General features: G+C 62.9%; 26 protein-coding genes and 1 pseudogene. 18 read left to right on the top strand and 9 right to left on the bottom strand.

Annotated features, from left to right (window positions below; all coding sequences use genetic code 11):
• Positions 1–483: 483 nt before the first annotated feature.
• Entirely contained in the window at positions 484–1,035 is a 552-nt protein-coding gene (locus NKH59_RS15635; protein WP_352540308.1) for a DUF2269 family protein, read from the top strand.
• Positions 1,036–1,076: 41 nt separating this feature from the next.
• Here the strand turns inward: NKH59_RS15635 and NKH59_RS15630 are convergent, their stop codons facing one another.
• Positions 1,077–1,847: a sulfite exporter TauE/SafE family protein gene (locus NKH59_RS15630; RefSeq protein WP_352450835.1), complete on the bottom strand. Its 771-nt coding sequence runs from the start codon at positions 1,845–1,847 to the stop codon at positions 1,077–1,079.
• Between the two features lie 95 nt (positions 1,848–1,942).
• Positions 1,943–2,392 carry an Lrp/AsnC family transcriptional regulator gene (locus NKH59_RS15625; protein WP_023678010.1) on the bottom strand — a complete coding sequence of 150 codons (450 nt, stop codon included), beginning with the start codon at positions 2,390–2,392 and terminating at the stop codon, positions 1,943–1,945.
• 132 nt (positions 2,393–2,524) lie between these two features.
• Between NKH59_RS15625 and NKH59_RS15620 the strand changes: the two genes are divergently transcribed.
• From NKH59_RS15620 to NKH59_RS15610, 3 genes are all read left to right on the top strand, one after another.
• Positions 2,525–3,409: a DMT family transporter gene (locus NKH59_RS15620; protein ID WP_352540309.1), complete on the top strand. Its 885-nt coding sequence runs from the start codon at positions 2,525–2,527 to the stop codon at positions 3,407–3,409.
• 176 nt (positions 3,410–3,585) lie between these two features.
• On the top strand, positions 3,586–4,233 hold the full coding sequence (locus NKH59_RS15615; RefSeq protein WP_352540310.1) for a thiamine phosphate synthase: 648 nt from the start codon (positions 3,586–3,588) through the stop codon (positions 4,231–4,233).
• 1 nt (position 4,234) lies between these two features.
• Positions 4,235–5,266 (top strand): tetratricopeptide repeat protein, encoded by a 1,032-nt coding sequence (locus NKH59_RS15610; protein ID WP_023678013.1) that lies wholly within the window; start codon positions 4,235–4,237, stop codon positions 5,264–5,266.
• Positions 5,267–5,308: 42 nt separating this feature from the next.
• Here NKH59_RS15610 and NKH59_RS15605 read toward each other — a convergent pair whose 3' ends face one another.
• Entirely contained in the window at positions 5,309–6,325 is a 1,017-nt protein-coding gene (locus NKH59_RS15605) for a zinc-dependent alcohol dehydrogenase family protein (protein ID WP_353022307.1), read from the bottom strand.
• 112 nt (positions 6,326–6,437) lie between these two features.
• On the opposite strand from NKH59_RS15605, the gene NKH59_RS15600 reads away from it, so the two are divergent.
• The 7 genes from NKH59_RS15600 (at position 6,438) to NKH59_RS15570 (ending at position 12,535) form a co-directional block, all read left to right on the top strand.
• Entirely contained in the window at positions 6,438–7,295 is an 858-nt protein-coding gene (locus NKH59_RS15600; protein ID WP_352540312.1) for a LysR family transcriptional regulator, read from the top strand.
• A 138-nt stretch (positions 7,296–7,433) separates the two neighbouring features.
• Positions 7,434–8,000 carry an elongation factor P gene (gene efp / locus NKH59_RS15595; protein ID WP_023678016.1) on the top strand — a complete coding sequence of 189 codons (567 nt, stop codon included), beginning with the start codon at positions 7,434–7,436 and terminating at the stop codon, positions 7,998–8,000.
• Between the two features lie 81 nt (positions 8,001–8,081).
• Positions 8,082–8,882, top strand: coding sequence for an inositol monophosphatase family protein (locus tag NKH59_RS15590; RefSeq protein ID WP_352540313.1), 801 nt, complete (start codon positions 8,082–8,084; stop codon positions 8,880–8,882).
• Between the two features lie 99 nt (positions 8,883–8,981).
• A complete protein-coding gene (gene trhA, locus NKH59_RS15585) occupies positions 8,982–9,689 on the top strand; it encodes a PAQR family membrane homeostasis protein TrhA (RefSeq protein WP_023678018.1) in 708 nt (235 codons plus the stop codon).
• A gap of 115 nt (positions 9,690–9,804) precedes the next feature.
• Positions 9,805–10,830 carry a MotA/TolQ/ExbB proton channel family protein gene (locus NKH59_RS15580; RefSeq protein ID WP_352471212.1) on the top strand — a complete coding sequence of 342 codons (1,026 nt, stop codon included), beginning with the start codon at positions 9,805–9,807 and terminating at the stop codon, positions 10,828–10,830.
• Between the two features lies 1 nt (position 10,831).
• Entirely contained in the window at positions 10,832–11,863 is a 1,032-nt protein-coding gene (locus tag NKH59_RS15575; protein ID WP_352471213.1) for a peptidoglycan -binding protein, read from the top strand.
• A 273-nt stretch (positions 11,864–12,136) separates the two neighbouring features.
• A complete protein-coding gene (locus NKH59_RS15570; protein WP_352540314.1) occupies positions 12,137–12,535 on the top strand; it encodes a hypothetical protein in 399 nt (132 codons plus the stop codon).
• 79 nt (positions 12,536–12,614) lie between these two features.
• On the opposite strand, the pseudogene NKH59_RS15565 reads toward NKH59_RS15570, so the two are convergent.
• Positions 12,615–12,957 (bottom strand): annotated as a pseudogene (locus tag NKH59_RS15565) (DUF1304 domain-containing protein).
• 185 nt (positions 12,958–13,142) lie between these two features.
• Here NKH59_RS15565 and NKH59_RS15560 point away from each other — a divergent pair.
• Together NKH59_RS15560 and NKH59_RS15555 are read left to right on the top strand one after the other, a co-directional pair.
• Positions 13,143–14,627, top strand: a complete 1,485-nt coding sequence (locus NKH59_RS15560; RefSeq protein WP_352540315.1) for a carboxypeptidase M32 — start codon at positions 13,143–13,145, stop codon at positions 14,625–14,627.
• Between the two features lie 206 nt (positions 14,628–14,833).
• Positions 14,834–16,861: a DUF3857 domain-containing protein gene (locus NKH59_RS15555; RefSeq protein ID WP_352540316.1), complete on the top strand. Its 2,028-nt coding sequence runs from the start codon at positions 14,834–14,836 to the stop codon at positions 16,859–16,861.
• Between the two features lie 118 nt (positions 16,862–16,979).
• Here NKH59_RS15555 and NKH59_RS15550 read toward each other — a convergent pair whose 3' ends face one another.
• Positions 16,980–18,782, bottom strand: a complete 1,803-nt coding sequence (locus NKH59_RS15550) for an ABC transporter transmembrane domain-containing protein (protein WP_353022305.1) — start codon at positions 18,780–18,782, stop codon at positions 16,980–16,982.
• A gap of 204 nt (positions 18,783–18,986) precedes the next feature.
• Between NKH59_RS15550 and rpmE the strand changes: the two genes are divergently transcribed.
• Positions 18,987–19,208 (top strand): 50S ribosomal protein L31, encoded by a 222-nt coding sequence (rpmE, locus tag NKH59_RS15545; protein ID WP_006327661.1) that lies wholly within the window; start codon positions 18,987–18,989, stop codon positions 19,206–19,208.
• A gap of 69 nt (positions 19,209–19,277) precedes the next feature.
• Here rpmE and NKH59_RS15540 read toward each other — a convergent pair whose 3' ends face one another.
• A complete protein-coding gene (locus NKH59_RS15540) occupies positions 19,278–19,919 on the bottom strand; it encodes a TetR/AcrR family transcriptional regulator (RefSeq protein ID WP_352540318.1) in 642 nt (213 codons plus the stop codon).
• Positions 19,920–20,061: 142 nt separating this feature from the next.
• Here NKH59_RS15540 and NKH59_RS15535 point away from each other — a divergent pair, with 142 nt between their 5' ends.
• Positions 20,062–20,541: an anthrone oxygenase family protein gene (locus NKH59_RS15535; RefSeq protein ID WP_352471219.1), complete on the top strand. Its 480-nt coding sequence runs from the start codon at positions 20,062–20,064 to the stop codon at positions 20,539–20,541.
• Between the two features lie 27 nt (positions 20,542–20,568).
• Here the strand turns inward: NKH59_RS15535 and NKH59_RS15530 are convergent, their stop codons facing one another.
• The 3 genes from NKH59_RS15530 to NKH59_RS15520 all read right to left on the bottom strand — a co-directional run bounded on the left by NKH59_RS15530 (position 20,569) and on the right by NKH59_RS15520 (position 22,188).
• On the bottom strand, positions 20,569–20,880 hold the full coding sequence (locus NKH59_RS15530; RefSeq protein ID WP_352540319.1) for an Rdx family protein: 312 nt from the start codon (positions 20,878–20,880) through the stop codon (positions 20,569–20,571).
• Entirely contained in the window at positions 20,877–21,626 is a 750-nt protein-coding gene (locus NKH59_RS15525) for a YebC/PmpR family DNA-binding transcriptional regulator (protein ID WP_352540320.1), read from the bottom strand. The genes NKH59_RS15530 and NKH59_RS15525 overlap by 4 nt, the downstream gene beginning before the upstream one ends.
• A 238-nt stretch (positions 21,627–21,864) precedes the next feature.
• Entirely contained in the window at positions 21,865–22,188 is a 324-nt protein-coding gene (locus NKH59_RS15520) for an ArsR/SmtB family transcription factor (protein ID WP_352471223.1), read from the bottom strand.
• Positions 22,189–22,239: 51 nt separating this feature from the next.
• Here NKH59_RS15520 and NKH59_RS15515 point away from each other — a divergent pair, with 51 nt between their 5' ends.
• From NKH59_RS15515 to NKH59_RS15505, 3 genes are read left to right on the top strand one after another with little or no spacing between them, the layout of a single operon-like run.
• Entirely contained in the window at positions 22,240–22,722 is a 483-nt protein-coding gene (locus tag NKH59_RS15515; RefSeq protein ID WP_352540321.1) for an SRPBCC domain-containing protein, read from the top strand.
• Positions 22,723–22,739: 17 nt separating this feature from the next.
• A complete protein-coding gene (locus NKH59_RS15510; RefSeq protein WP_352540322.1) occupies positions 22,740–23,102 on the top strand; it encodes a VOC family protein in 363 nt (120 codons plus the stop codon).
• A gap of 30 nt (positions 23,103–23,132) precedes the next feature.
• Positions 23,133–23,600, top strand: a complete 468-nt coding sequence (locus NKH59_RS15505; protein ID WP_352540323.1) for an SRPBCC family protein — start codon at positions 23,133–23,135, stop codon at positions 23,598–23,600.
• Positions 23,601–23,610: the final 10 nt, after the last annotated feature.

Genomic DNA, 23,610 nt, shown 5'->3' with positions numbered 1-23,610 from the left:
AACAAACGGTTAACGGCCGCATTTAGCCGGGGTTAACGGCCGCATTTAGCCGGAAGGACGCCCATGCCGGCGCACAAAAAAAGAGCCGCGGATAAGGCGGCTCTCAGGAGTTTAACAGGGAGGCGTCAAACAAAGTGGCTCCAACCACTCGGTAAGAATCCAGATCACTGGATGGACATAGTAAACGCCTGTAAAGCTTAACGAAGCCTTAACGCAGGGCATATTTTTCGATCAAGCGCCCAGCATCTGTGCCGTAACAGCACAGCTGACTGGCCACGGCACCCGTTCCCACTACCGGCTGGAAAGTCGGGGCGACGCGCTTGCGCCATGTTTCCTCCAGATCGTGACCGACATATCGAAACAGATCCGCTCGCCGCGCGACATCGTTCCGAAACAGGCGCCGCGGTAAACGCCCGCTCCTCGCAACGAGGCGGAGCAAACCTTGCGCTCCGGCAAATCATCAAATCTCTCAAGGAGCGAATAATGGACTGGTACTCGGCCGTTAAATTTCTGCATGTCGTCTCGGCGATCCTCTGGGTCGGCGGCGGCTTCACGCTGATGCTGCTCGCGGTACGCGCCGACCGCGCCGGGAACGTCGAAGGCATGCTGCAGGCGATGCGCGCCACCGGCGAGCTCGGCAACCGGTTCTTCGCGCCGATGTCGATGCTGACATTGCTTTTCGGCCTCATCATGTGCGGCTTCTGGGTCGGCTTTTCCGATCTGTGGGTGCTGATCGGCCTTGCCGGTTATGCGACGACCTTCTGCATCGGCATGTTCATCTTCAAGCCGACTGCCGACCGCATGGCAGGCATGATCGCCAAGGATGGCGTGACGCCGGCAGTGCTTGCCCAGGGCCAGCGCGTCCTCAGCGCCGCGCGCTTCGACTATTCGGTGATGCTGGTGATCATCGCGGACATGGTGCTGAAGCCGACGCTGCACGACATCACCATTCTGGGCTGCATGGCGCTCGTACTCGCAACCGGCATTGCCCTGGCGCTTGGCAGGACGCGGCAGCTGCTGCCGAGTGCCGCCTGAGGTGTAAGGATATCCGGCGGCGGCCGAATGGGGCCGCCGTCTTACAGGAGGCCGGCGATGCCGTCCCACAGAAGCTTGACCGCGACGACCGCCACGGTCGCATAGGTGAAGGGATAGAACAGCTCCGGCCGCATCCGCCGCACCAGCCAGGCGCCGGCGATGGTCGACAGCGGCGCCAGCGGCATCAGCACCGCCGACGCGGTCAAATTGGTGGTGTCGAACTGGCCGAGCGCGAAATAGGGGATGAGCTTCAGCGCATTGGTGACGGCGAAAAAGATCGCCGCGGTGCCCGACAGCACCTTCGGATCGAGCCTGATCGGCAGCGCATAGACCTGAAAAGGCGGGCCGCCGACATGGGCGACGAAGCTGGTGAACCCGGCAACAGTACCCCAGAAGCCGGCGGCGACGCGGTTGGGCTCCGCCGCGTGGCCGGCACCGTGGCGGAGTTGCAAATAGAGCCAGCGCAGCACGAAGATCAGGGCAACCGCGCCGACGATCAGCCGCACCATCTCTTCGGTTACAAGTGCCGCCGTCAGCCAGCCAAGGGCGATGCCGATCACGGCGCCCGGCATCATGTCGGCCAGCATCTTGCGGTCGAAGATGCCCCACCACGTCCATACCGAGACAATGTCCATCAGGCACAGAATTGGCAGAAGAATTGCGGCAGCCTGAACCGGCGGCATGGTCAGCGCCATCAACGGCACGCCGACAAAGCCGACGGCGCCGCCGAAGCCGCCTTTCGACAGGCCGACGAGGATGACGGCCGGAATGGCCGCGGCATAGAACCAGGGATCGACGAGCAGGCCTGACATGGGGAAGGGACGCTGGAGGGAAAGTTGAACTCTGGAATAGACCAGAAATGGCCAGACCGCGACCGCAAATATGTGGGCCACGCCACCGAAACCCGTCACATGTTTGGCATGTCGAGCGGCGGCGGGCGTCTCCGGATCGGCTGCGCCTTGATGATGGCGGTGCTGGTTTCGGCCTTGTCGGCAATGCGGTCGAGAATCCCGTCGAGCTCGCCGATCGAGCGGACGAACAGCCGGGCAACGAAGCAGTCATCGCCCGTCACCTTGTCGCATTCGCCGAATTCCGGGATTTCCTCGATCAGCTTCTGGACGATGTGCAGCTTGCCCGGCAATGGCCGGATGCGAACGATCGCCTGCAAGGCGTAGCCGAGCGCCTGCGGATCGATGTCAATGGTGAACGCGCGGATGACGCCGCGATCCTCAAGCCGCCGAAGCCGCTCCGAAACGCTTGGCGACGACAACCCGACCTGCAGCGCCAGTTCCTTCAGCGAGGTCCGTGAATCCTTGACCAGGATATCGAGGAGCTTTCTGTCGAGTTCGTCCAGCATTTTACAATTCCAAGAAAAAGCCGATGTCTACCTAATTAAATGAGGTTCGTCCTGCATATCACCAGCTGCAAGTCATGGAAATACCCGATCCGCCGTGGGATTATAAAATCTCAACGGGTTTCAGGAGCATCCATGGACAACACGGTACGCGGCACGATCGAAATGACGGCGGCGATGGCGATCCTCGGCACGATCGGCTGGTTCGTCGTGCTTTCCGGCCAGCCCATCATGGACGTGGTGTTCTGGCGCTGTGCTTTCGGGGCGGTAACGCTGCTGATCATCTGCGCGGCGCTGGGACTGCTGCGTGGCAGGCTGTCGCTTCGCATCGTCGCGATCGCGGCTCTCGGCGGTGCTGCCATCGTTATCAACTGGCTGTTGCTGTTCAGCGCGTTTTCCCGCGCGTCGATCTCGATCGCCACGGCCGTTTACAACACGCAGCCCTTCATGCTGGTAGGTTTTGGCGCGCTCTTCTTCTCCGAACGGCTGACGGTGACCAAGCTGACCTGGCTCGGCATCGCCTTTGCCGGCATGCTGCTGATCGTGCAGGCCGCGCCCGATGCAGGCGATCATGGTACGGATTACTTTACCGGCATTGCGATGGCGCTGGCCGCGGCTTTCTTCTGGGCCGTTGCGGCTATCGTCACCAAGAAGCTCAAAGGCACGCCGCCGCACCTGATCGCCCTGATCCAGGTCTGCGTCGGCGTTCTCATGCTGGCACCTTTCGCCAATCTCACCCACCTTCCCGCCGATGCGCGGAGCTGGGTCATGCTGGCGACGCTCGGCATCGTCCATACCGGCCTGATGTACATCCTCATGTACGGCGCCATCCAGAAGCTGCCGACGCATCTGCAGGGATCGCTGTCCTTCATCTATCCCGTCGTCGCCATCCTCGTCGATGTCGTCGCCTTCGGCCATCGGCTGCATCCGGCGCAGATCGTCGGCGCCGCCGCCATCCTGGTCGCCGCGGCCGGCATGAATCTCGGCTGGTCGCTGTGGAAATCGAAGGTGCCTGCGTAGGGCCGCAGGCGACCAGGCGAGGAGAATTTCGGCCAACGGCAGTCATGCGCCGAGCCCTATGGAATCGTTGACGGCAATCGTGATCCCCCTGCCGCCTGTTCAATCCCCGCACTTTGCTCTATGCCGCAATGCAACCATCTTCGCCCGGCATAGGCGATAACCGGGATCGAACACCAATGAATGACGCAACGCCGCCCAACCGCTGCCGTATCGTGCTGATCGCGCCGCCGAACGTGCCGGCCGAGCGCATCGCCGCGGCCTTCGAGGGCGGTGACGTCGCCTCGCTTATCCTGCCGGAAAACGGTATGGACGAGGCCTCTTTCCAAGCCTTTGCCGAGCAGATCGTGCCGGTGGCGCAAGCGGCCGGCATTGCCGTCATCATTGCCGGCGACACCCGCATCGCCGGCCGCGTCCAGGCCGACGGCATTCATGTCGAGGTCGGCAAGGACGAGCTCGCCGAAACGATCGAACACTTCCAGGCCAGGATGATGGTCGGCACCGGCGGCGCCAAGACCCGCGATGATGCGCTGGAACTCGGCGAGGTCAGGCCTGATTACATTTTCTTCGGCCGTTTCGGTTACGACAACAAGCCTGAGCCGCACCCCCGCAACCTGTCGCTCGGGCAATGGTGGGCGGACGTCATCCAGATCCCCTGCATCGTCATGGCCGGATCGGATCTTGCCTCGGTGGAAGCGGTCGCCGCCACCGGCGCTGAATTCGTGGCGCTGTCCAGCGCCGTCTTCGCCGAGGACGTCGATCCGAAGATGGCGGTTGCCGCCGCCAACGCGCTGCTCGACGAAACCGCGCCGCGCTTCGAGGACTGACGTGCTCTCGCGGAAAATCCTTTTCAGCGCCTTTCTCGCAACGGCCGTGACGCAGGCGATAGCGGCGGAACCCGTTCCTCTGCCGCAGCCCAGGCCGGATTCCAGCGAACCTGCCGACAAGCCGATCGCCGCACAATTGCCGCAGCCCGCCACTACCGCCCCGTTGCCGTCGGCCGATACCATCAACCCCGACCGCTTCGGCGCAAAGCCGTCCGATGCTGCCTACGGCGCCTTTCAGCGCGGGCTCTACAAGACGGCCTACAACCTTGCGCTTTCGCGCGCTCAAAACGGCGATCCGGCGGCACAGACGCTGGTGGCCGAGATATTGTCGCGCGGCCTCGGCGTGCCGGTCGACGCGGCAGGGGCGGCGAAGTGGTATGCGCTTGCCGCCGAGCAGGGCGTCCCGGAATCGCAATTCCAGTATGCGCTGATGCTGCTCGACGGCCGCTACGTCAAAAAGGACGAGAAGGAGGCCTATGCGCTGATGCAGGCCGCCGCCGAGGCCGGCAACCGCCTGGCGCAGTTCAATTTTGCGCAGCTGATGGTCGAACAGGAGCCCGGCGATGCCGGTATTGCCAAAGCCGTATCCTATTACGAGCGCGCTGCCGCGACCGGGCTTGCCGACGCACAATATGCGATGGCACAGGTCTACGCCAATGGCGCCGGCGGCAAGCCGCGCGACGATGTCCGCGCCCGCGGCCTGCTGGCACAGGCCGCGCGGCAGAACTACGACACGGCACAGATCGATCTCGCAACCTGGATGATCGAGGGGCGCGGCGGCGCCCGCGACCTGAAATCCGGCTTCAACTGGATGAAGCAGGCCGCCGAGGGCGGCAATGTCGCCGCCCAGAACCGTCTCGCCAAGCTCTACATGAACGGCATCGGCACCGACCCGGATCTGATCCTCGCCGGCGCCTGGTATGTTGTCGCCCGCCGCGCCGGGCTCATCGACCAAGAGATGGACGATTTCCTGCAGGGCCTGACCGACGAGCAGACGCAGCAGGCGCTGCAACGGGCCAACCGCCTGCCCTGACCGCGGTCTCGAGACTCATCGCACCGGGCTCGTCAGGCGGGCTCATTGGGTATGATCGAGCACGACCTTGCCGAAGGGCGAGCCGTGTTCAAGGTACCGAAAGGCTTCGGCGGCCCGGCTCCATGGCACGACCCGGTCGATCACCGGTCTCAACCGGTTGACGACAATGGCGCGGTTCATCGCCTCGAAGGATTCGCGTGAGCCCACCGGTATGCCTCGCGCCCGGACCTGCCGGCGGAAGATGTCGAGCGGGTTGATGGCGCCGTCACTGCCGCCGAGATAGCCTATGACGTTGATCTGGGCGCCGCGCGCCGCTGCCCTCAGCGATTGTGCAAAACTCTGCGGTCCGCCAACCTCGATGATATGGTCGGCGCCGCGGCCATCCGTCAATCCCAGCACGGCCGATGCCCAATCGGGGACGCTGCGATAGTTCACGCCATCCTGCGCGCCAAGTTGCTTTGCCCGCGCAAGCTTCTCATCGCTGCTCGACGTCACGATGACGCGCGCCCCGGCAGCGGCGGCGAACTGCACCGCAAACAGCGAAACGCCGCCGGTGCCGAGGCAAAGCACGGTGTCGCCGGGTTTGACGCTGCCTTCCGTAAACAGCGCGTGCCATGCCGTCACGCCGGCGCATGGCAGCGTCGCCGCCTCGAGGTCGCTCAGATTGGCCGGCGCCAGCACCGCCGCCTGTTCGTCGAGCCGGGCAAACTCGCTGAGCAGCCCGTCGATCGGGCCGCCACGTTGATAGGAGGGCTCGGCCATCGCGAAACTGCCGCCGACCCAGCGTTGCCAGAACGTGCCGCAGACCCGGTCGCCGATCTTGAACCGGCTGACCTCGGCGCCGATGGCAACGACTTCGCCGACGCCGTCCGACAGCGGCACCAGCGGCAATGCAAACTTCGTGTGATAGCTGCCGCGGACGATCTCGGCATCGCGGTAGTTCAGCGCCGTCGCCTTGACCTTCACAATCATCTCCTGGCGCCCCGGTTCAGGCATCGGCCGCTCGACCATTCTGAGGCTCTCGAGGCCGCCCGGGCTCTGCAATTCGATCGCTTTCATCGTCGTTCCTTTTCAGCTGGGTCCTGCCAGAGGAAAATCGCTTGCCATCCACCGGATTTCAAATTCATAATGTTCAGCATAATTATGCTTCTGTGACATGTTCGGGTGTGTCGTGCTTGAAGAACTGAAAACACTGGCCCTCTTTGCCGAGGAGGGTTCGATTCAGAAGGTGGCTCGACGCCTGCCGTTGACGCAGCCGGCCGTCACCCGCCAGATCCAGCGGCTGGAGGAGGTGCTCGGCACGGAATTGCTCGACCGCCGGCTAAAGCCGTCGCGACTGACCCCGGCCGGCGTAGAGGTGCTGGCACGCGGCAAGGAAATTCTCGCCGCCGTCGACGCGCTGAGATCATTCGCCAAGGGCAACGAGCCGGAGGGCCTGCTGCGGCTCGGCCTCGCGCATGGACTTTGCGACAAAGCCGTGGCCGCCGCCATTGCTGATGCCGTGGCGCGGTTTCCGAAGGTTTCGCTGCGTCTGAAGAGCGGCTGGAGTCTTGAGCTGGCCGACCAGCACAAGCGCGGACAGCTCGACCTCGCCTTCATCCTGGACGGCAGCAATTCCAAAACTGGAGACGGCGTTGTCGGAACCGAGCCCCTCGGCATCATCGCTGCCGAAAACACCAGTCGGCAAGCCGACGTCAAGACCATGCCCTGGGTCCTCAGCCCTGAACCCTGCGACGCGCGCCGGCGGCTGGCGGCTGCCCTGGCCGAGGGCGGCCACAGGTTGATGGTCGGCGCCGAGATTCAGGACAGCGCGCTGCAGATCGACTGGGTTCATCGAGGCCAAGGCCTTGGCCTGCTGCCCACGCGGCTGCTGCGGGAAAAGCTGCCGGAGGGCATTGCCCTGGTCGACGCTCCCGGCCTCGAGCTGTCGCTGCGAATTGTCGTCTTGCGTTCGCCGCATCTGCATCTTTTGAGAGAGGTCGCCGACGCAGTGACCGAGGCCGTCACCGCGACTGTCAGGGCGGACTGAGGCCGCCACGCCGCGCTGCCGGGCCAGCTTCGTTCCCGCTTCATCGGAAGGCGCTCCTTGCCTCTGCTGGCGATTTGTGGTCTTGGAGGCGCCAAATTGCCCTTTGCGGCGATCATCTCATTTCCGGATCACCTCACCATGGCCAAGATCAATGGCAACGAAATCCGTCCCGGCAACGTCATCGAGCATGATGGCGGCCTTTGGGTGGCGGTCAGGACCAACACCGTCAAGCCCGGCAAGGGCGGCGCCTACAACCAGGTCGAACTCAAGAACCTGATCAACGGCACCAAGCTCAACGAGCGCTTCCGTTCGGCCGAGACGGTCGAGCAGATCCGGCTCGATCTGAAGGATTTTTCCTTCCTCTACGAGCAGGGCGACGCGCTGGTGTTCATGGACACCGAAAGCTACGAGCAGCTCGAATTGCAAAAGGAGTTCGTCGGCGATCGCGCCGCCTTCCTGCAGGACGGCATGATGGTGACGGTCCAGCTCTATGACGAAAGGCCGATCGGCATTTCGCTGCCCGACCAGGTGACGCTGACCATCACCGAGGCCGACCCGGTGGTGAGGGGCCAGACGGCAGCCTCGTCCTACAAGCCGGCGATACTCGAAAACGGCATCCGCGTGCTGGTGCCGCCGTTCATCGGCTCGGGCGAGCGCATCATCGTCGATACCAACGAAATCACTTACGTGCGCCGCGCCGACTAAGGCGTGATCCCAAAGAGTTGCAGACTTTTTGGATAAGATCATGCGTCAAGGCAAATAGGCGCAGCGACAGGAAGAACAGCAATGGCGCGTTCCGCGATCCTCAATGTCATGGTCCAGGCCGCAATGAAGGCCGGCCGCTCGCTGTCGCGTGACTTCGGCGAAGTGCAGAACCTGCAGGTCTCGATGAAGGGGCCGGGCGACTATGTCAGCCAGGCCGACCGCAAGGCCGAAGACATCGTCTTTGCCGAACTCTCCAAGGCGCGGCCCGGCTACGCCTTCCTGATGGAGGAACGCGGCGTGATCGAGGGCGACGACGGCCAGCACCGCTGGATCGTCGACCCGCTCGACGGCACCACCAATTTCCTGCACGGCATTCCGCTCTTTGCCGTTTCGATCGCGCTGGAGCGCCAGGGCCAGATCGTCGCCGGCGTCGTCTACAATCCGGCGATGGATGAGCTCTATACCGCCGAGCGCGGCGGCGGCGCTTTCATGAACGACCGCCGGCTGCGCGTCGCCGGCCGCACCAAGCTGGTCGATGCGGTGATCGGCTGCGGCATGCCGCATCTCGGGCGTGGCCAGCACGGCAATTTCCTCATCGAGTTGCGCAATGTCATGGCCGAGGTCTCTGGCGTCCGCCGTCTCGGCTCCGCCTCGCTCGATCTTGCCTACGTCGCCGCCGGCCGCATGGACGGGTTCTGGGAAACCGGCCTGTCGGCCTGGGATGTCGCCGCCGGCATTTTGCTGATCCGCGAGGCGGGCGGGTTCGTCTCCGATTTCGCCGGGGGACAGGATGTGCTGAACGCCGGTTCACTGGTCGCCGGCAACGAACTCATCCAGCGCGCGCTGTTGAAGACTATCAAAAAGCCACTCTCAGTCGGCTGATAGAGGCACGCCGCGCTGAACCGCCGCAGTCGCAAAACCGCAACCAAAGCTTGAAATACTGTCCCGCGGCCGCCCAGATACGGTGGCGCAGGATCATCGATGACGAACAGCCGGCCCCAACCCCAGAGCGAACTCTCCCAGCTCGACATTCCCTTCATGGGGCGCTGGCATTACTCGCGCGCCGAGATCATCGCCGACGGCATTGTCCACGCCGTGGGCATCGTGCTAGCGATCGCTGCCGGCTCGACGCTGCTGGCACTGGCCGCCTATCGAACCGGCCCCGGCGAATACGTCGCCGCCGCCTTCTATGTAGTCTCGCTGCTCACCGTGCTGTCGGTTTCGCTGGCCTATAATGTCTGGCCGGTCTCGTCGCCGGCGAAATGGATATTGCGGCGCTTCGATCATGCCGCGATCTATCTGCTGATCGCTGCCACCTACACGCCTTTCCTGGCCCAGCTCGGCGGCTCGCCGCTGGCCGTTTCCATGATCGTCCTGGTCTGGACCGCCGCGGCGGTCGGCATCGCCATCAAGGTCTTTCTTCCCGGCCGTTTCGACCGGCTGGCGATCGTCTTCTACCTAGCCATCGGCTGGAGCGGTATCGTTCTGGTGGAGCCGCTCGTGCGGACGCTGCCGGCGACATCGATCGCGCTCATCGTTGCCGGCGGCATCGTCTACTCCTGTGGCGTGATCTTCTTCGCCTGGAAGGGCCTGCGCTTCCACAATGCGCTGTGGCATGGCTTTGTCGTCACCGGCGCCGGCCTGCATCTGGCCGCCATGGTCGACTGCCTGGTCATCAACCGGCTTTGACCTCCGGTCGCGGACAGTGGCAATATTGCCAAGCGCCATTCAATTTCGTCACAATTCCGTTTAGAGTCGCAAACACAAATTGATCGGCGGCGACGGCATCGGAAACGGGGCACGGATGACTCTTCTCAGATCCTTCGGCATGGGCAGGCGCTCCGACGTTCTGATCTACGACCCGCACAAATTGTCGAGCCCTCAGGTGTTTCTGCTGACCATGGTGATCTTTCTGTTCATCGTGGCCTTCATCGCCGCCATCCTGACCCGCCAGATCTCGACCGCCTTCGTCACCAATCCCGGCCTCAACGGCCTGATCATCGGCGTGCTGGCGGTCGGCATCCTGCTGGCCTTCGTCCAGGTCGGCCGGCTGTTCCGCGAGGTGCGCTGGGTCAACTCGTTCCGCGCCGGCTCCGAAACCACCGAACCGGTGCTGCTGGCGCCGATGAAGGCGATGATCGGCCGCTCCTCGACGATTGCCTTCTCGACCAGTTCGATGCGCACCATGCTGGATTCGATCGCCACCCGGCTCGACGAAAGCCGCGACACGTCGCGCTACCTTGTCGGACTGCTGGTGTTCCTCGGCCTGCTCGGCACCTTCTGGGGCCTGCTCAACACGATCGGCTCGATCCGCGAAACCATCGAGTCGCTCGATCCCGGCACCGGCGATGCCGCGGCCGTGCTCGAATCCCTGAAGCAGGGGCTTTCCGCTCCGTTGGCCGGCATGGGCACCGCCTTCTCGTCCTCGCTGTTCGGCCTCTCCGGCTCGCTGGTGCTCGGCTTCCTCGACCTGCAGGCCGGCCGCGCCCAGACGCGCTTCTATACCGAACTCGAAAACTGGCTGTCCTCGGTCACCGACCTGTCCTCCGACATCGTCGTTGCCGACACGGCCAAGACCGAACCCTCCGAGGAAATCCGGCTGTTGTCGGAAAAGCTGCGCACTCTGCAGGAGAATGGCGGCGGCTCCAATCCGCGCGTCGCCACCGCCATGGCCAATCTCGCCGACGGCATTTCCGGCCTGGTCAAGAACATGCGCTCGGAACAGCAGATCATGCGCGACTGGGTCGAGGCCCAGTCGGACGAGCAGAAGGCGATGCGCAACACCCTGGAGAAGATCGCCGACGCCTTGAAGAAGCCTGGAGTGCATTGACGTGGCGTTGGCACGAGGCCGGCGCTCCGACCGCCGCATCGATTACTGGCCGGGCTTCGTCGATGCGCTGTCGACGCTGCTGTTGGCGATCATGTTCCTGCTGACTGTTTTCGTGCTGGCGCAGTTCCTGCTCGGCCGCGAGATCTCCGGCAAGGACACGGTGCTCAACCGCCTCAATTCGCAGATCAACGAGTTGACCCAGCTTCTGGCGCTGGAGCGCTCGACGACGCAGGACAAGGAGGACACCCTTGCCAATTTGCAGGCATCGCTGTCTGCATCGGAGGCGGAAAAGAGCCGGCTCGAGCAATTGCTGGCGCAAGGCGCCGGTGCCGGCGATGCCGCCAACCAGCGCGCGACGGCACTTTCCGGCGAGCTCGACAGCCAGCGCCAGATCAGCCAGCAGGCGCTGAGCCAGGTCGAGATCCTCAACCAGCAGATTTCGGCGCTGCGCAGGCAGATCGCAGCGCTCGAACAAGCGCTCGACGTGTCCGAAACGCGCGACCGCGAATCCAACACCAAGATCGCCGATCTCGGCCGCCGCCTCAACGTCGCACTGGCGCAACGCGTGCAGGAGCTAAACCGCTACCGCTCCGATTTCTTCGGCCGCTTGCGTGAAATTCTTGCCGACCGCGAGAACATCCGCATCGTCGGCGACCGCTTCGTCTTCCAGTCGGAAGTGCTTTTCCCGACCGGCTCCGAGGTGATCAACGATGCCGGCAAGCTCGAGATGAAGAAGCTTGCCGATGCCATCATCGAGTTGCAAAAGGAAATCCCGCCGGAGATCAGCTGGGTGCTGCGCGTCGACGGCCACACCGACAACAAGCCGCTCTCCGGCACCGGCCGCTACCGCGACAATTGGGAATTGTCGACGGCGCGCTCGACATCGGTGGTCAAGTTCCTGATCGAGAACGGCGTGCCGGCCAACCGGCTGGTCGCGGCCGGCTTCGGCGAATTCCAGCCGCTCGACCCCGCCGATACCGAAGAGGCGCGCAACAAGAACCGCCGCATCGAGTTGAAGCTGACCGAGCGGTGATCTGCAAGCCTTTGGCTTGTATCACGCGCCAGGTCGGGCCGGCTCGAGCCGGCTCAAGTCGGCGGCATTTAGGGCACTGGTGCGGCAGCGGCAAGAGCTGAAAAAATTACCATTTTTTAATTACACTTTGCCGCCGTGACCTTTAGCCTTGGTCATGGGCCGAGAACCGCCGGCGGTGGAACCGCTCATCGCGACGCGACGGAACCTGACGGCCCGCGGCCGGAAGGCAGGACCCTCCCAACCACCGCCTTCCCCAGTAAAGGAGACGCAACCATGCGCTTCTTCGCTCCCAGGAATCTCAGGACTGCTACGCTCGCCACACTTTTCCTCGCCGTTCCATTTGCTGGCGCTTACGCCGGCCCGCGTGAGACGGCCTTGATCAATCAGATCCAGAGTGTGGAGACGGGTATCCAGGGCGCCATCCGGGCGAACAAGCTCGAGCCGGGCGAGGCACGTGACTTGCGCACGCAGGTCGCTCAACTCGATCGGGCCGCCCAGAGGGCCGCTCGCCGTGGAACGATGCCGAGCACGCAATATCAGCAGTTGATGGCGCAGCTCGACGATATCAGCCAAAAGCTGCGCGCTGACACCGGCAGTGCCTTCCTCATCGGCAACGGCGCCGATGGCGGATACTATCCCAACGGCTATGGCCCAACTTATCCAGGCGGCTGAAATCGGCCGCAGTGCCGGGCGCTGTGGCAATTGATTTTGCCCATGATCCTTTTCCAGCTTTCGGTTCAGGGATCATGCGCTAGTCCAACGCCAGCGCAATCAGCGCCAGTACTGCCGGCACTGTCTCGATGAACAGGGATTTTGCGCCCGCCGTTGCCGCCGTAAAGGCCGGCGACGGCGACGCAGAGCAAGAAGAAGACTACTGAAAACCGGCTTCGCCGAGGTAAAGCCCCAGGTCAGGCCGGCTGCGAGAAAGCCGTCGTAAAGCCCTGATTGGCCGCGAGGACTTTCGAGGCACTGGCGAATTCCGGCGTCAGCCTGAATACCATATGGCCGCGCGGCGTGTCCCACAGCACCATCTCCAGATAGGCGATGCAGAGGTGGATCACGGCCACCAGCCCGACCAGCACATTGGCGATCACGTTTCGTCTCCCCCATCGCGGTCTGCCGCCGCCGGACGACATTGATCACGCACGCCACCGCTTCCGCGAGGTGCCTTTCGACCGTTGCGGCCGGCAGTCGATGCATCGGTCGCGGACGGTCTTCAGGGGTTGCCAACAGTTTTGCATTGGTATCTTTTCCCGCCGTCAAATCAGCGGAACCCACAATGTCCTTTCAAAAACTCGACGACCTCGGCCACAAGCTCGAAGCACTGGAACACGCCCTCGCCATCCTCGGCGCCGACGAGGCGACCCATATGGCGGTCGGCGGCGGCGAGAAGCGCGCAGAGGCAATGTCGGTGCTTGCCGGCATGCACCATGCCCGGGCGACTGCGCCGGAGATTGCCGACTGGATCGCGGCGGCCGAGCAGGAGGCGCTGAACGAAGAGCAGCAGGCCGCGGTCAGGGAATTCCGCCGGCAATATACCAACCTGACCTGCCTGCCGGTCGAGTTCGTCGAGCGCCAGACGACCGCGCGCATGCGCTCCGAGCAGCTGTGGCGCGACCTGCGCGCCAAGAACGACTGGGCCGGCTTCCTGCCGGCGCTGGAAGGCGTCGTGGCGCTGGTCCGCGAGGAGGCGGCCCTTCGCGCCGAGGTGCTCGGGCTCGAGCCTTACGACGCGCTGATGGAGCAATATGATCCGGGCAATCGCGCCGCCGACATCACGCCTGTGTTTGTCGAGTTGAAGACCTTCCTGAAAGGCTTCGTGCCGGAGGCACTGGCCGTGCAGGAAGAGCGGCTGGCGAAACATCCGCTGAAGCCGCTTTCCGGCAGCTACCCCTTGGACAAGCAGCGCGAGCTCGGCCTCGCCATGATGGCGGCAGTCGGCTTCGACCTCACCCACGGCTCGCTGTCGGTTTCGCACCATCCCTTCTGCGGCGGCGTGCCGAGCGACGTGCGCATCACCACCCGCTACAAGACCTCGGATTTCCTGTCGGCGCTGATGGGCGTGCTGCACGAGACCGGCCATGCGCTGTACGAGCAGAACCTGCCGAAGGCGTGGGCGCACTGGCCTCTGGGTAGAGCGCGCGGCATGGCGGTGCATGAAAGCCAGAGCCTGTTCGTCGAAAAGCAGATCGGCCGCAATCCAGAATTCTGGCGCTGGGCGCTGCCGGTGGTCGAAAGACACCTCGGCGAGCGCTGGACGATCGACGACATCCTGCCGCATGTGCACCGGGTCGAGCGCGGCCTGATCCGCGTCGATGCCGACGAGGTCACCTATCCGCTGCACGTCATCCTGCGCTACGAGCTGGAGCAGGAGCTTGTCTCGGGACGGCTGGAAGCAGCCGACCTGCCCGAAGCCTGGGATGCCAAGATGTGCGATTATCTCGGCCTGTCGACATCAGACAATCCGGCTGACGGTCCGATGCAGGACGTCCACTGGCCGGGTGCCGCCTTCGGCTATTTCCCCTCCTACACGCTGGGCGCCATGATGGCGGCGCAGCAATGGGCGGCGCTGACCAGGGATCATCCTTCAGCCGACGAAGACCTCGCCAACGGAGATTTTGCCGCGATCAACGACTGGCGCCGCAAAAGGATCTGGTCGCAAGGCTCGCGCTGGTCGACACCGGAACTGCTCGAACGCGCTACCGGCGAAAAGCTCAATGCCGTGCATTTCACCGATCACCTGAAGAAGCGGTACGGGAACTGAGCCGCTTCGTCTATTCCAGGTTCTTGCCGCGGTGACTGCAGAAATCCGCGAAACTGGCCTTTACTTTGGTGGGAAAGCCTCTGAAAAAGGAGTTCTTCCAAGTTGGGCGAGCGTAGATGTCTGTCCGTTACAGTTTTCATAGGATGAAGTCTTTCTGGCCCCGCTTGGTATTTTTCATCTTATTGATCGGCCTGAGTTCTCCGGCCATGGCCGACGACATGGTTCTCAAGGGTCCGGCAGAAAGCTGGGTAAAGCAGCTTGATATTCCGGCTGCCGATCCCACCCGATCGGATCAAATCAAGAATGGCGTTTCATGGCTGCTCTCGGACGACCAGATCAAGCATCGCGCCGGCGGCTATGTCGAGTACTCGCGCACCGTCTATAAGATCGTCGACCGTCCCGGCCTGGATCGTGGCGCGAGTATCGATCTGCAGTTCGATCCGTCCCAGCACAAGGTCACGCTCAACCATCTTCACATCATCCGCGATGGTGCCGTTCTGGACCGGCTGGAAGGCGTCGAATTCGACATCTTCCGCAGGGAAAGAGACGCCGAGAAGGGTGTCTTCGACGGCTGGCTGACAGCACATGTCAACATCGATGATGTGCGCACCGGCGACACCGTCGACTACGGGTCGACCTATGAGATAACGCCGCTGGTCGGCAAGGACCTTTTCTTCAAGAATTTCTCCACCGAATGGGAAGAGCCGGTAGCGCTTATCCGCACAAGCATCATTTGGCCTTCGGACCAGCCGCTCCAGATCAAGACAAGGGGAACCCGACTCAAGCCCTCAATCTCCCCGACTGGGCCGGACACCACCTATCTGTGGGAGATTCCAAACCCGAAACCGGTCAATGTCGAGGACAACCTGCCCGTGACCTATCCAGGCTGGGGCTCCATCGATGTCGCGTCTAGCGCGAATTGGCAAAGTGTGGTCGATGCCGTTGCGCCCTATTACAAGCCAGCGACCGTTTTTCCCCCGGCTTTTGCCGCAAAGCTCGACGACATCGCTCTGCGGCATCCGGTGCCCGAAGACCGGATGGTCGAGGCAATGCGGTTGGTGCAGGACCAGATCCGCTATGTAAGCCTGTCGATGGGTGCCGGTTCCTACGTTCCGCGTGATCCCGCGACGGTTATCCTGAGCGGGTTCGGTGACTGCAAGGACAAGGCACTGCTGCTGGTTTCGTCGCTTGTGCGGCTTGGCATTGCTGCCGAGGTTGCCTTGGCCGATCTCGACGAGGGGCGGGCTCTGGACCAGCATCTGCCGGCGCTTCGCGATTTCGACCATGCCATCGTCAAGGCAAGGATCGGAGCAAAGACATATTGGCTGGACGCCACGAACTATCTTCAGGGCGGCAGGGCGCACAATCTCGCACAGCCGGACTACGGCTTCGCGCTGCCGCTTTCCAGCACCGGCGGGTTGGAGAAGATGCCGAGCCCTGTGCTTAGCAGCCCATCGATCCAGATCGCCGAGGAATTCGACTTTCCGCGGAAACCGGGCGATCCCCTCGTGCTGACGGTCTTCTCGACATATGAGGACGCCGATGCCGATTGGATGCGCGGCAATTTCGCCAGCAGGTCGCTGAGCGAGGTGTCGGACGCCTACCTGAAATACTACAACAAGCAATATCCGGGCATCCAAACCATCGCCAAGCCGGAAATCGTGGATCGCCGCGACGGCAACATAGTGAGCGTGAAGGAAAGTTATCGCTTGCCGGCGGAAGCGCTGACGGCCAACGATCTGGCAAAGAATTTCCCGATCCGCGCGGCCGATCTCGGCAACAACTCTCTTCCAACCCCGACAATCGTCGACCGAACCGGGCCCGTCTCCCTCGGCCCGCAGTTCTACCGCCGCCACAAGGTGACCGTGCGCAACCTCAAGGCGAGGTTTTCCGGCGAGTCGATGAAAAACGTCGTGGCGCCCTATCTGTCTCTCAAGGCATCCTGGTCCAACACGCCCACCGAATTTCAAGTTGAATGGAACTTTCAGACGCTGGCGACTGAAGTACCGGCCAAGGCGATTGCCGATTATCTGAAAACCGTCGATGACCTCGCAGACCAGGTTCGCTGGCAGTACGATTTTACCTATGAAGAGCCGCCTGCCGATGTGCAGCTCAGCGATCCGGCAAAGGAGCAGCGACAGACCGTCGCCAGCATGCTTTTGTTGTCGTTGCTTGTCGGCGTTCCCCTGTTCATCGCCTATCGACGCGGCAAACGCCGAGCTTTCGGTAGCTGAAGAATCTCGGCGGCCGCTGGGCACCATGATCCCGAAAAGTGGCTGCCGGTTTTCGGAAGAGATCATGGTCAAACAAGAAGATGGAGCCTCATCCCGATTTCATCGGGATGGAGCGATGCTACTCTGCCGCGCCCCTGAAAGCATTCGCCCCGGTATCGAACTGCAGCTTGGCCAGCCGTGCATAGATGCCGCCCTTGGCGACCAGGCTCTGATGCGTGCCTTCCTCGACGATGCGGCCACCATCCATGACCAGGATGCGATCGGCCTTCAGCACGGTTGCCAGCCGATGGGCGATGACGATCGTGGTGCGGCCCTGCATCAGCCGGTCCAGCGCCGTCTGCACCAGCGTCTCGCTTTCGGCATCTAGCGCCGAGGTCGCCTCGTCGAGCAGCAGGATGGGCGCATCGCGCAAAATGGCGCGGGCGATCGCCACGCGCTGGCGCTGGCCGCCCGACAGCGTCACGCCGCGCTCGCCGACCTGGCTGTCATAGCCCTTTTCGAGTTTCAGGATGAACTCGTCGGCAAGCGCGTCCTTCGCCGCCGCCTCGATCTCGGCCTGGCTGGCGTCAGGCCGGCCAAAGCCGATATTGTTGCGCGCGCTTGCGGCAAAGATGGTGACGTCCTGCGGTACGATGGCGATGCGCGCGCGGATCGCCGCCGGATCGGCCTCGCGCAGATCGACCCCGTCGATGACGATCCTGCCGGCCTCCGGATCGTAGAAGCGCAGAAGCAGCGAAAACACCGTGCTCTTGCCCGCGCCGGATGGCCCGACGATCGCCACCGTCTCACCGGGTTTGACCTGAAAGCTCAGGCCATGGACGGCGGCGCGGTCGGGCCGGGCCGGATAGGAGAAGGAGACATCGTCGAAGCTGATCGCACCTGTCGCCTTTGCCGGCAGCGGCTTCGGATCGGCGGGCGCCTGGATCGCGGGTTTCTCGGCCAGGATCTCGGTCAGCCGTTCGGCAGCGCCCGCTGCCTGGGACAGTTCGCCCCAGACCTCCGACAGGGCGCCGAGCGCGCCGGCGGCGAACACCGAATAGAGCAGGAATTGGCCAAGCGTGCCTGGCGACAGCGTGCCGTCGAGCACGTCGCGCGAACCGAACCACAGCACCGCCACGACCGAGGAAAAGATCATGAAGATGGCAAAGAAGGTGAGAAAGGAGCGGGCAAAGATCGAGGCCCGCGCCGCTTCGAACGCTGCTTCCACGGCGGATGAAAAATACCCGGTCACAAGCTTCTCGTTGGTGAAGGCCTGCAAGGTGCGCACCGCGCCGATCTGCTCGCTGGCGTAGGCGGTGGCATTGGCCAGAGTATCCTGCGCCAGCCGTGACTTGCGCCGCACCGAGCGGCCGAAGGCGACCAGCGGCAGCACGATCAGCGGAATGGCCGCGATGACCAGGCCGGACAGTTTTGGGCTGGTGAAGACCATCATTGCCACGGCGCCAAGGCCGAGGATGACGTTGCGCAAAGCCACCGAGGCGGTGGCACCGACGGCCGATTTGACCTGTGTCGTGTCGGCGGCGAGCCGCGAGACGATCTCGCCCGACTGGGCCGTGTCGAAAAAGGATGGCGACAGTGTTGTGACGTGGGCAAAGACATCGCGGCGGATATCGGCAACGACGCGCTCGCCGAGCGTGATGACGAAATAGTAGCGGCTGGCCGACGCCGCCGCCAGAACGGCGGCCATCACCACCAGCATGGCGAAATATTCGGCAATGAAGCTGGAATCGGAAGCGGAAAAACCGTGGTCGATCATCCGCCGCACGGCCAGCGGCAGCGCCAGCGTCGTCGCCGCAGCGATGGCCAGCGAGACGATCGCGCCGATGACCATTTTGCGGTAATGCGTGATGTAGGGAAACAGGCGCTGCAGCGGCCTCAGCGAGCGCCTGCGCTCGTCTGCATCGCCGCTGATGTTCGCCATGACCGTTTCCTTTGGCCCTTTGAGGCTTGCGCCATCAATATGCGCTTGCCGCGGCCTTGTGATTCAATTCCGGCTGATGTATAGGCTCGCCGACCGTTTTAGAAGCCGTGGCTCCTCAATAGCTGCGGCTTCGAGTTTTAAAAAGGGGCGCATCGACGCAGGCTTCAGCCCGTCGGCAGCACCCGGCAAGCCAGGAACAGACCCATGAAGACCGATATCCATCCCGACTACCACACCATCAAGGTCGTCATGACCGACGGCACCGAATACATGACCCGTTCGACCTGGGGCAAAGAAGGCGATACGATGAACCTCGATATCGACCCGACCACCCATCCGGCCTGGACCGGCGGCCAGCAGACCCTGCTCGACCGCGGTGGCCGCCTGTCGAAGTTCAAGAAGCGTTTCGAAGGCTTCGGCCTCTAAGCCGCATTGGCGTTTCGCAGATCGAGAAACCCGCCTTCGTGGCGGGTTTTTTGTTGGGAAAATACGGCCCTACTCGCCGAGCAACTCGCGCAGGGCCATCCGCTTGTAGGCAGCAACCAGCCGGTCGCCTTCTTGCCGCCCGACCGAGATCGCCAGCCGCATTGCGGCCTCGCCCATCTGCCAGATGAGAAACGCCGTCGTTTCGAGCGCTTCCGGATCGGCGGATGGCCGCAGCCGTTTCAGCACGGCTGTAAGGAATTCGGCGTTGGCCCGGCTATCGGCAAGCTCGAGTTCGCGCAACGCCTTGTCGGCCTGCGTGCCCGACCAGATGTCGCGCATCACCGGCTCCGCCAGGAACATTCCGTAGTAGATATCCACCAGTTCCGAAAATGCCCGGCGCAGGCCTTCGGCGTCATTGACCTCGGCTAGCGCTGCCGCAATGCAGGCCTGGCTTTCGGCGGTGTAGCGCTCGGCCAGCGCCCAGATGATCGCCCTCTTGTCGGGGAAGAACTGGTAGAGCGAGCCGATCGACACGCCGGCCCTCTCGGCCACCTCGCCCATGCGCATGGCGTCGCTGCCTTGCTCGGCGATCAGCGCCGAGGCGGCGGCCAGCATGCGCTCGACCCGCTCGCGGCTGCGCTGCTGGCTCGGCGCCCGGCGCGGCGATGCGATCTGGCCGTTCTGTGAATCCGATACGGCAGAGCCTCCCATCACTGTCTCCAGACGAACAATCAACAAATTGCCTTGACTTGCAAAATACGAGGGTTTATCACGTTTTGCAAACATGAGGATTATTCACATTTGGTGGGCGTGCCAATCAAATTGCTCGAACCCCGAAACCGGAGGAACTGACATGATCATGAAACTGCTTCCCACCCTCACCTTCGTCGCTGCCATTGGCTCAGGCGTTGTCGGCGGCGTTTTCTTCGCCTTCTCCAACTTTATCATGCCGGCGCTCGCCCGCTTGCCTGCCGGAGGCGGCATCGCCGCCATGAATTCGATCAACATCACCGTGATTACGCCGGCATTCATGACCGCGCTTTTCGGCACCGGGCTGGTCTGTCTTGTCCTTGCCGCCGGCGCTCTTATCGGCTGGAGCCAACCGGGTTCGTTCTGGCTTCTCGCCGGCGCCCTGATTTACCTCGTCGGCAACCCGATCGTGACGATGATGTTCAACGTGCCGCTCAACAACGCCCTGGCCGCGGTCGATCCGGCAAGCGCCAACGGCGCCGCGGTATGGGCCACCTATCTCAGGGACTGGGTGATGTGGAACCATGTCCGCACCATCACCGCCATCGTGGCGCTGGGCTGCTTCATCTTCGCATGGCGGTGAATGCAGGACGGAAGTCCTAAAAGGCCGTCAGGCAGGGTCTTTTGACTTATGGCCCTTGCGGTCGGCATGGCCCAGATCGCGATCCGGATCGATGACGTCGCGAACCAGTTGCTTGAGCTTTGCGGCGTCGGGAAAACCGCCGTCACGCTTGCGGTCCCAGACCAGCGTGTCATTGCAGGAAATGGTGAAGATGCCGCCGGTGCCGGGCACCAGCGTCACTTCGCCCAAATCGGTGCCGAAGGTGGACAGCAGCTCCTGCGCCATCCAGCCGGCCCTGAGCAGCCACTGGCACTGGATGCAATAGGTGATGCGGACGGTGGGCAGCGCGTGTTGGATCATGCCGCGCTGAGCTTTGCCAAGGTCTCCTCGTCGACCTCGAAATTGGCGTAGACGCTCTGCACGTCGTCGTCGTCCTCGAGCGTCGCAACCAGCTTCATCAGCGATTGTGCCCGCTCCTCGTCGACCGCGATATTGGTCTGCGGCTTCCAGATCGGCTTCACTGATTCAGCCTCGCCGAGCGCGCCTTCCAGCGCCTTCGACACCTCGCCGAGATTCTCGAAGGCGCAGTAGATCGTGTGGCCGTCCTCGTCCGACTGGACGTCGTCGGCGCCGGCCTCGATCGCCGCGTCCATCACCTTCTCGGCGCTGCCGGCCGATGCCGGATAGTAGATCTCGCCGACGCGGTCCCACATGAACGATACCGAGCCGGTCTCGCCCATCGCCCCGCCCGCCTTGGTGAAGGCAGCACGCACATTCGACGCCGAGCGGTTGCGGTTGTCGGTCAGCGCCTCGACGATCAGCGCGACGCCGCCTGGCCCGTAACCCTCGTAGCGCACGGCTTCGTAGGTCTCGGCATCGCCCATCGACGCCTTGTTGATGGCGCGCTGGATATTGTCCTTCGGCATCGACACCGCCTTGGCGTTCTGCACCGCAAGGCGCAGGCGCGGGTTCATCGATGGATCGGGCGTGCCGCTCTTGGCGGCGACGGTGATTTCGCGCGCCAGCTTGGAAAACATTTTCGACCGCACCGCATCCTGGCGGCCCTTGCGGTGCATGATGTTCTTGAACTGCGAATGGCCAGCCATGGCACCCCTGTCATCTTCTCGGCTAGAGCATCTGCCGCCTGGTGAACCACCCGGCATCTTGCAAAAATGCTCGAATTCAAAATTTCAGAACGTCCTGCTGCGTCCCTGACGGACGGACGGCGCTCGCTGTCGGAATGGCCGGCTTATAGATAAATCGGCTCAATTCGTCCAGCCGCGCCATTGCTGCCGGCACGCAAGGCTTTCAAGATCCGAAAATCGGCAGGCTTCGGCAAACCTTTCATCCCTCAAGATCGGATTTCAGCCGGTCGAGGATGCCGATCGCGTGCGTGGCATATTGACTGATCCAGCGGTCGTGGATGTGCTTGATCGGCAGCGCGTTGAGATGGTTCCAGCGTTCGCGCCCCTCGCGCCGCGCCACGACCAGGTCGGCCTCCTCCAGCACCTTCAGGTGCAGCATGACCGTGCAACGGTCCATGTCGGGGAAGGCATCGCACAACATGCCGGTGGTCTGCGGCGCATCCTTCAGCCGGTCGAGCAACGCACGCCGGCGCGGATGCGCCAGCGCCTTGAAAACATTGTCGTCCCGCGATTGGCTTGACATGTTATATTTCTATAACATATCCTTGAGCCATTCAAGGAAGGAGCTGTGGATATGTCTCTTGGATTCAGGGTTTCTGGCCGCATCGGCAAACCCGTCGCCGAAGTCTTCGATGCGGTCGTCAATCCGAAGAAACTTAGCGGCTACTTCACCACGATCGGCGGCGCCAGCGCACTGCTGGTGGCGGGCGCCACCGTCATCTGGTGGGGCAAGGTTCCCGTCGAGGTCGACGAGGTGAAGAAAGACAGCCGCATCGTGCTGCGCTGGGATGCCACCGACGCCGACGGCAAGCCAGCCTACAAGACCCGCATCGAGATAAATTTCGAGCCGCTCGACGATGGCGGCACCTTCGTCACCATCGCCGAAACCGGCTGGCACGAGGACGCGGTCGGCCTGAAGAAATCCTACCTCAATTGCGAGGGCTGGTCGCAGATGCTGGCCTGCATGAAGGCCTATGTCGAATACGGCATCAATCTGCGCGACGGCTATTACCGCAGCGAGATGAAGGGCGAGCCGGCCAACGAGAACAACATCTGAGAGCAAATGGAGTAAGAATGACCGCGAAGATCACCGGCGGCATCAACATCGCGATGAAGGTCCCGCCACATCAATACCAGGCAACGATCGCCTTCTATCGCGACGTCATCGGCCTGAAGCCATTCACGGCCAAATCGCCGGCCATCGGGTTCGAACTCGGTCCCAATCGACTGTGGATCGACGAGGCGCCGATGATGAGCCAGGCCGAGATCTGGCTGGAACTGTTCACCGATGATTTTCCAGGCGCGGCGGAGCATCTCGCCGAGGCCGGCGTCGTGCGCTGCGATGCCATCGAGGCACTGGGTGAAGGCTTTCGCGGCGGCTGGATCACCAATCCGGCCAACATCATTCACCTCGTGCGCGAACCCGATGCCTGGTGAACAGGGCGGCGCCGTGGAAAGGAGGATGAAATGGAAATCCGCGAAACACCGACCGCCGAAGCCGGCATGCTGATAAGGCGGCCGGTCGCCGACGTATTCGAAGCCTTCGTCGATCCGGCGATCACGACGAAGTTCTGGTTCACCCATGGCAGCGACAGGTTGGACAGCGGCAAGGAAATCAGTTGGGAATGGCGCATGTATGGCGCCTCGACGGCGGTCAATGTCAGTGAGATCGTCGATAACAAGAAGATCGTCATGCAATGGAGCGATCCGCCGACCACCGTAGTGTGGACTTTCGCCGAGATGCCGGGCGGCACGACCTTTGTCGAGGTCCGCAATTTCGGCTTTGTCGGCAGCCCCGATGAGCAGGTCAAGCAGGCGATCGGCTCGACCGATGGCTTTGCGCTGGTGCTCGCCGGCGCCAAGGCGTGGCTGGAGCAAGGCCTGACGCTTGGCCTGATCGGCGACCGTCATCCGAAGGGCGTGCCGGGGAATTAGGTCAGCCGCG

This window comes from Mesorhizobium sp. M0998 (assembly GCF_040318885.1).
In the GTDB taxonomy this organism is placed as follows: Bacteria; Pseudomonadota; Alphaproteobacteria; order Rhizobiales; family Rhizobiaceae; genus Mesorhizobium.
Note: the sequence above shows the minus strand (reverse complement) of the source record. Positions and strands in the feature narration are given on the sequence as shown.

Excerpts from the sequence above, each read along its gene's own strand:
- NKH59_RS15635 (WP_352540308.1), top strand. The coding sequence starts at position 484 with ATGGACTGGTACTCGGCCGTTAAATTTCTGCATGTCGTCTCGGCGATC.
- NKH59_RS15630 (WP_352450835.1), bottom strand. The coding sequence starts at position 1,847 with ATGTCAGGCCTGCTCGTCGATCCCTGGTTCTATGCCGCGGCCATTCCG.
- NKH59_RS15625 (WP_023678010.1), bottom strand. The coding sequence starts at position 2,392 with ATGCTGGACGAACTCGACAGAAAGCTCCTCGATATCCTGGTCAAGGAT.
- NKH59_RS15620 (WP_352540309.1), top strand. The coding sequence starts at position 2,525 with ATGGACAACACGGTACGCGGCACGATCGAAATGACGGCGGCGATGGCG.
- NKH59_RS15615 (WP_352540310.1), top strand. The coding sequence starts at position 3,586 with ATGAATGACGCAACGCCGCCCAACCGCTGCCGTATCGTGCTGATCGCG.
- NKH59_RS15605 (WP_353022307.1), bottom strand. The coding sequence starts at position 6,325 with ATGAAAGCGATCGAATTGCAGAGCCCGGGCGGCCTCGAGAGCCTCAGA.
- efp (WP_023678016.1), top strand. The coding sequence starts at position 7,434 with ATGGCCAAGATCAATGGCAACGAAATCCGTCCCGGCAACGTCATCGAG.
- NKH59_RS15590 (WP_352540313.1), top strand. The coding sequence starts at position 8,082 with ATGGCGCGTTCCGCGATCCTCAATGTCATGGTCCAGGCCGCAATGAAG.
- trhA (WP_023678018.1), top strand. The coding sequence starts at position 8,982 with ATGACGAACAGCCGGCCCCAACCCCAGAGCGAACTCTCCCAGCTCGAC.
- NKH59_RS15580 (WP_352471212.1), top strand. The coding sequence starts at position 9,805 with ATGACTCTTCTCAGATCCTTCGGCATGGGCAGGCGCTCCGACGTTCTG.
- NKH59_RS15570 (WP_352540314.1), top strand. The coding sequence starts at position 12,137 with ATGCGCTTCTTCGCTCCCAGGAATCTCAGGACTGCTACGCTCGCCACA.
- NKH59_RS15560 (WP_352540315.1), top strand. The coding sequence starts at position 13,143 with ATGTCCTTTCAAAAACTCGACGACCTCGGCCACAAGCTCGAAGCACTG.
- NKH59_RS15555 (WP_352540316.1), top strand. The coding sequence starts at position 14,834 with ATGGCCGACGACATGGTTCTCAAGGGTCCGGCAGAAAGCTGGGTAAAG.
- NKH59_RS15550 (WP_353022305.1), bottom strand. The coding sequence starts at position 18,782 with ATGGCGAACATCAGCGGCGATGCAGACGAGCGCAGGCGCTCGCTGAGG.
- rpmE (WP_006327661.1), top strand. The coding sequence starts at position 18,987 with ATGAAGACCGATATCCATCCCGACTACCACACCATCAAGGTCGTCATG.
- NKH59_RS15540 (WP_352540318.1), bottom strand. The coding sequence starts at position 19,919 with ATGGGAGGCTCTGCCGTATCGGATTCACAGAACGGCCAGATCGCATCG.
- NKH59_RS15535 (WP_352471219.1), top strand. The coding sequence starts at position 20,062 with ATGATCATGAAACTGCTTCCCACCCTCACCTTCGTCGCTGCCATTGGC.
- NKH59_RS15530 (WP_352540319.1), bottom strand. The coding sequence starts at position 20,880 with ATGATCCAACACGCGCTGCCCACCGTCCGCATCACCTATTGCATCCAG.
- NKH59_RS15525 (WP_352540320.1), bottom strand. The coding sequence starts at position 21,626 with ATGGCTGGCCATTCGCAGTTCAAGAACATCATGCACCGCAAGGGCCGC.
- NKH59_RS15520 (WP_352471223.1), bottom strand. The coding sequence starts at position 22,188 with ATGTCAAGCCAATCGCGGGACGACAATGTTTTCAAGGCGCTGGCGCAT.
- NKH59_RS15515 (WP_352540321.1), top strand. The coding sequence starts at position 22,240 with ATGTCTCTTGGATTCAGGGTTTCTGGCCGCATCGGCAAACCCGTCGCC.
- NKH59_RS15510 (WP_352540322.1), top strand. The coding sequence starts at position 22,740 with ATGACCGCGAAGATCACCGGCGGCATCAACATCGCGATGAAGGTCCCG.
- NKH59_RS15505 (WP_352540323.1), top strand. The coding sequence starts at position 23,133 with ATGGAAATCCGCGAAACACCGACCGCCGAAGCCGGCATGCTGATAAGG.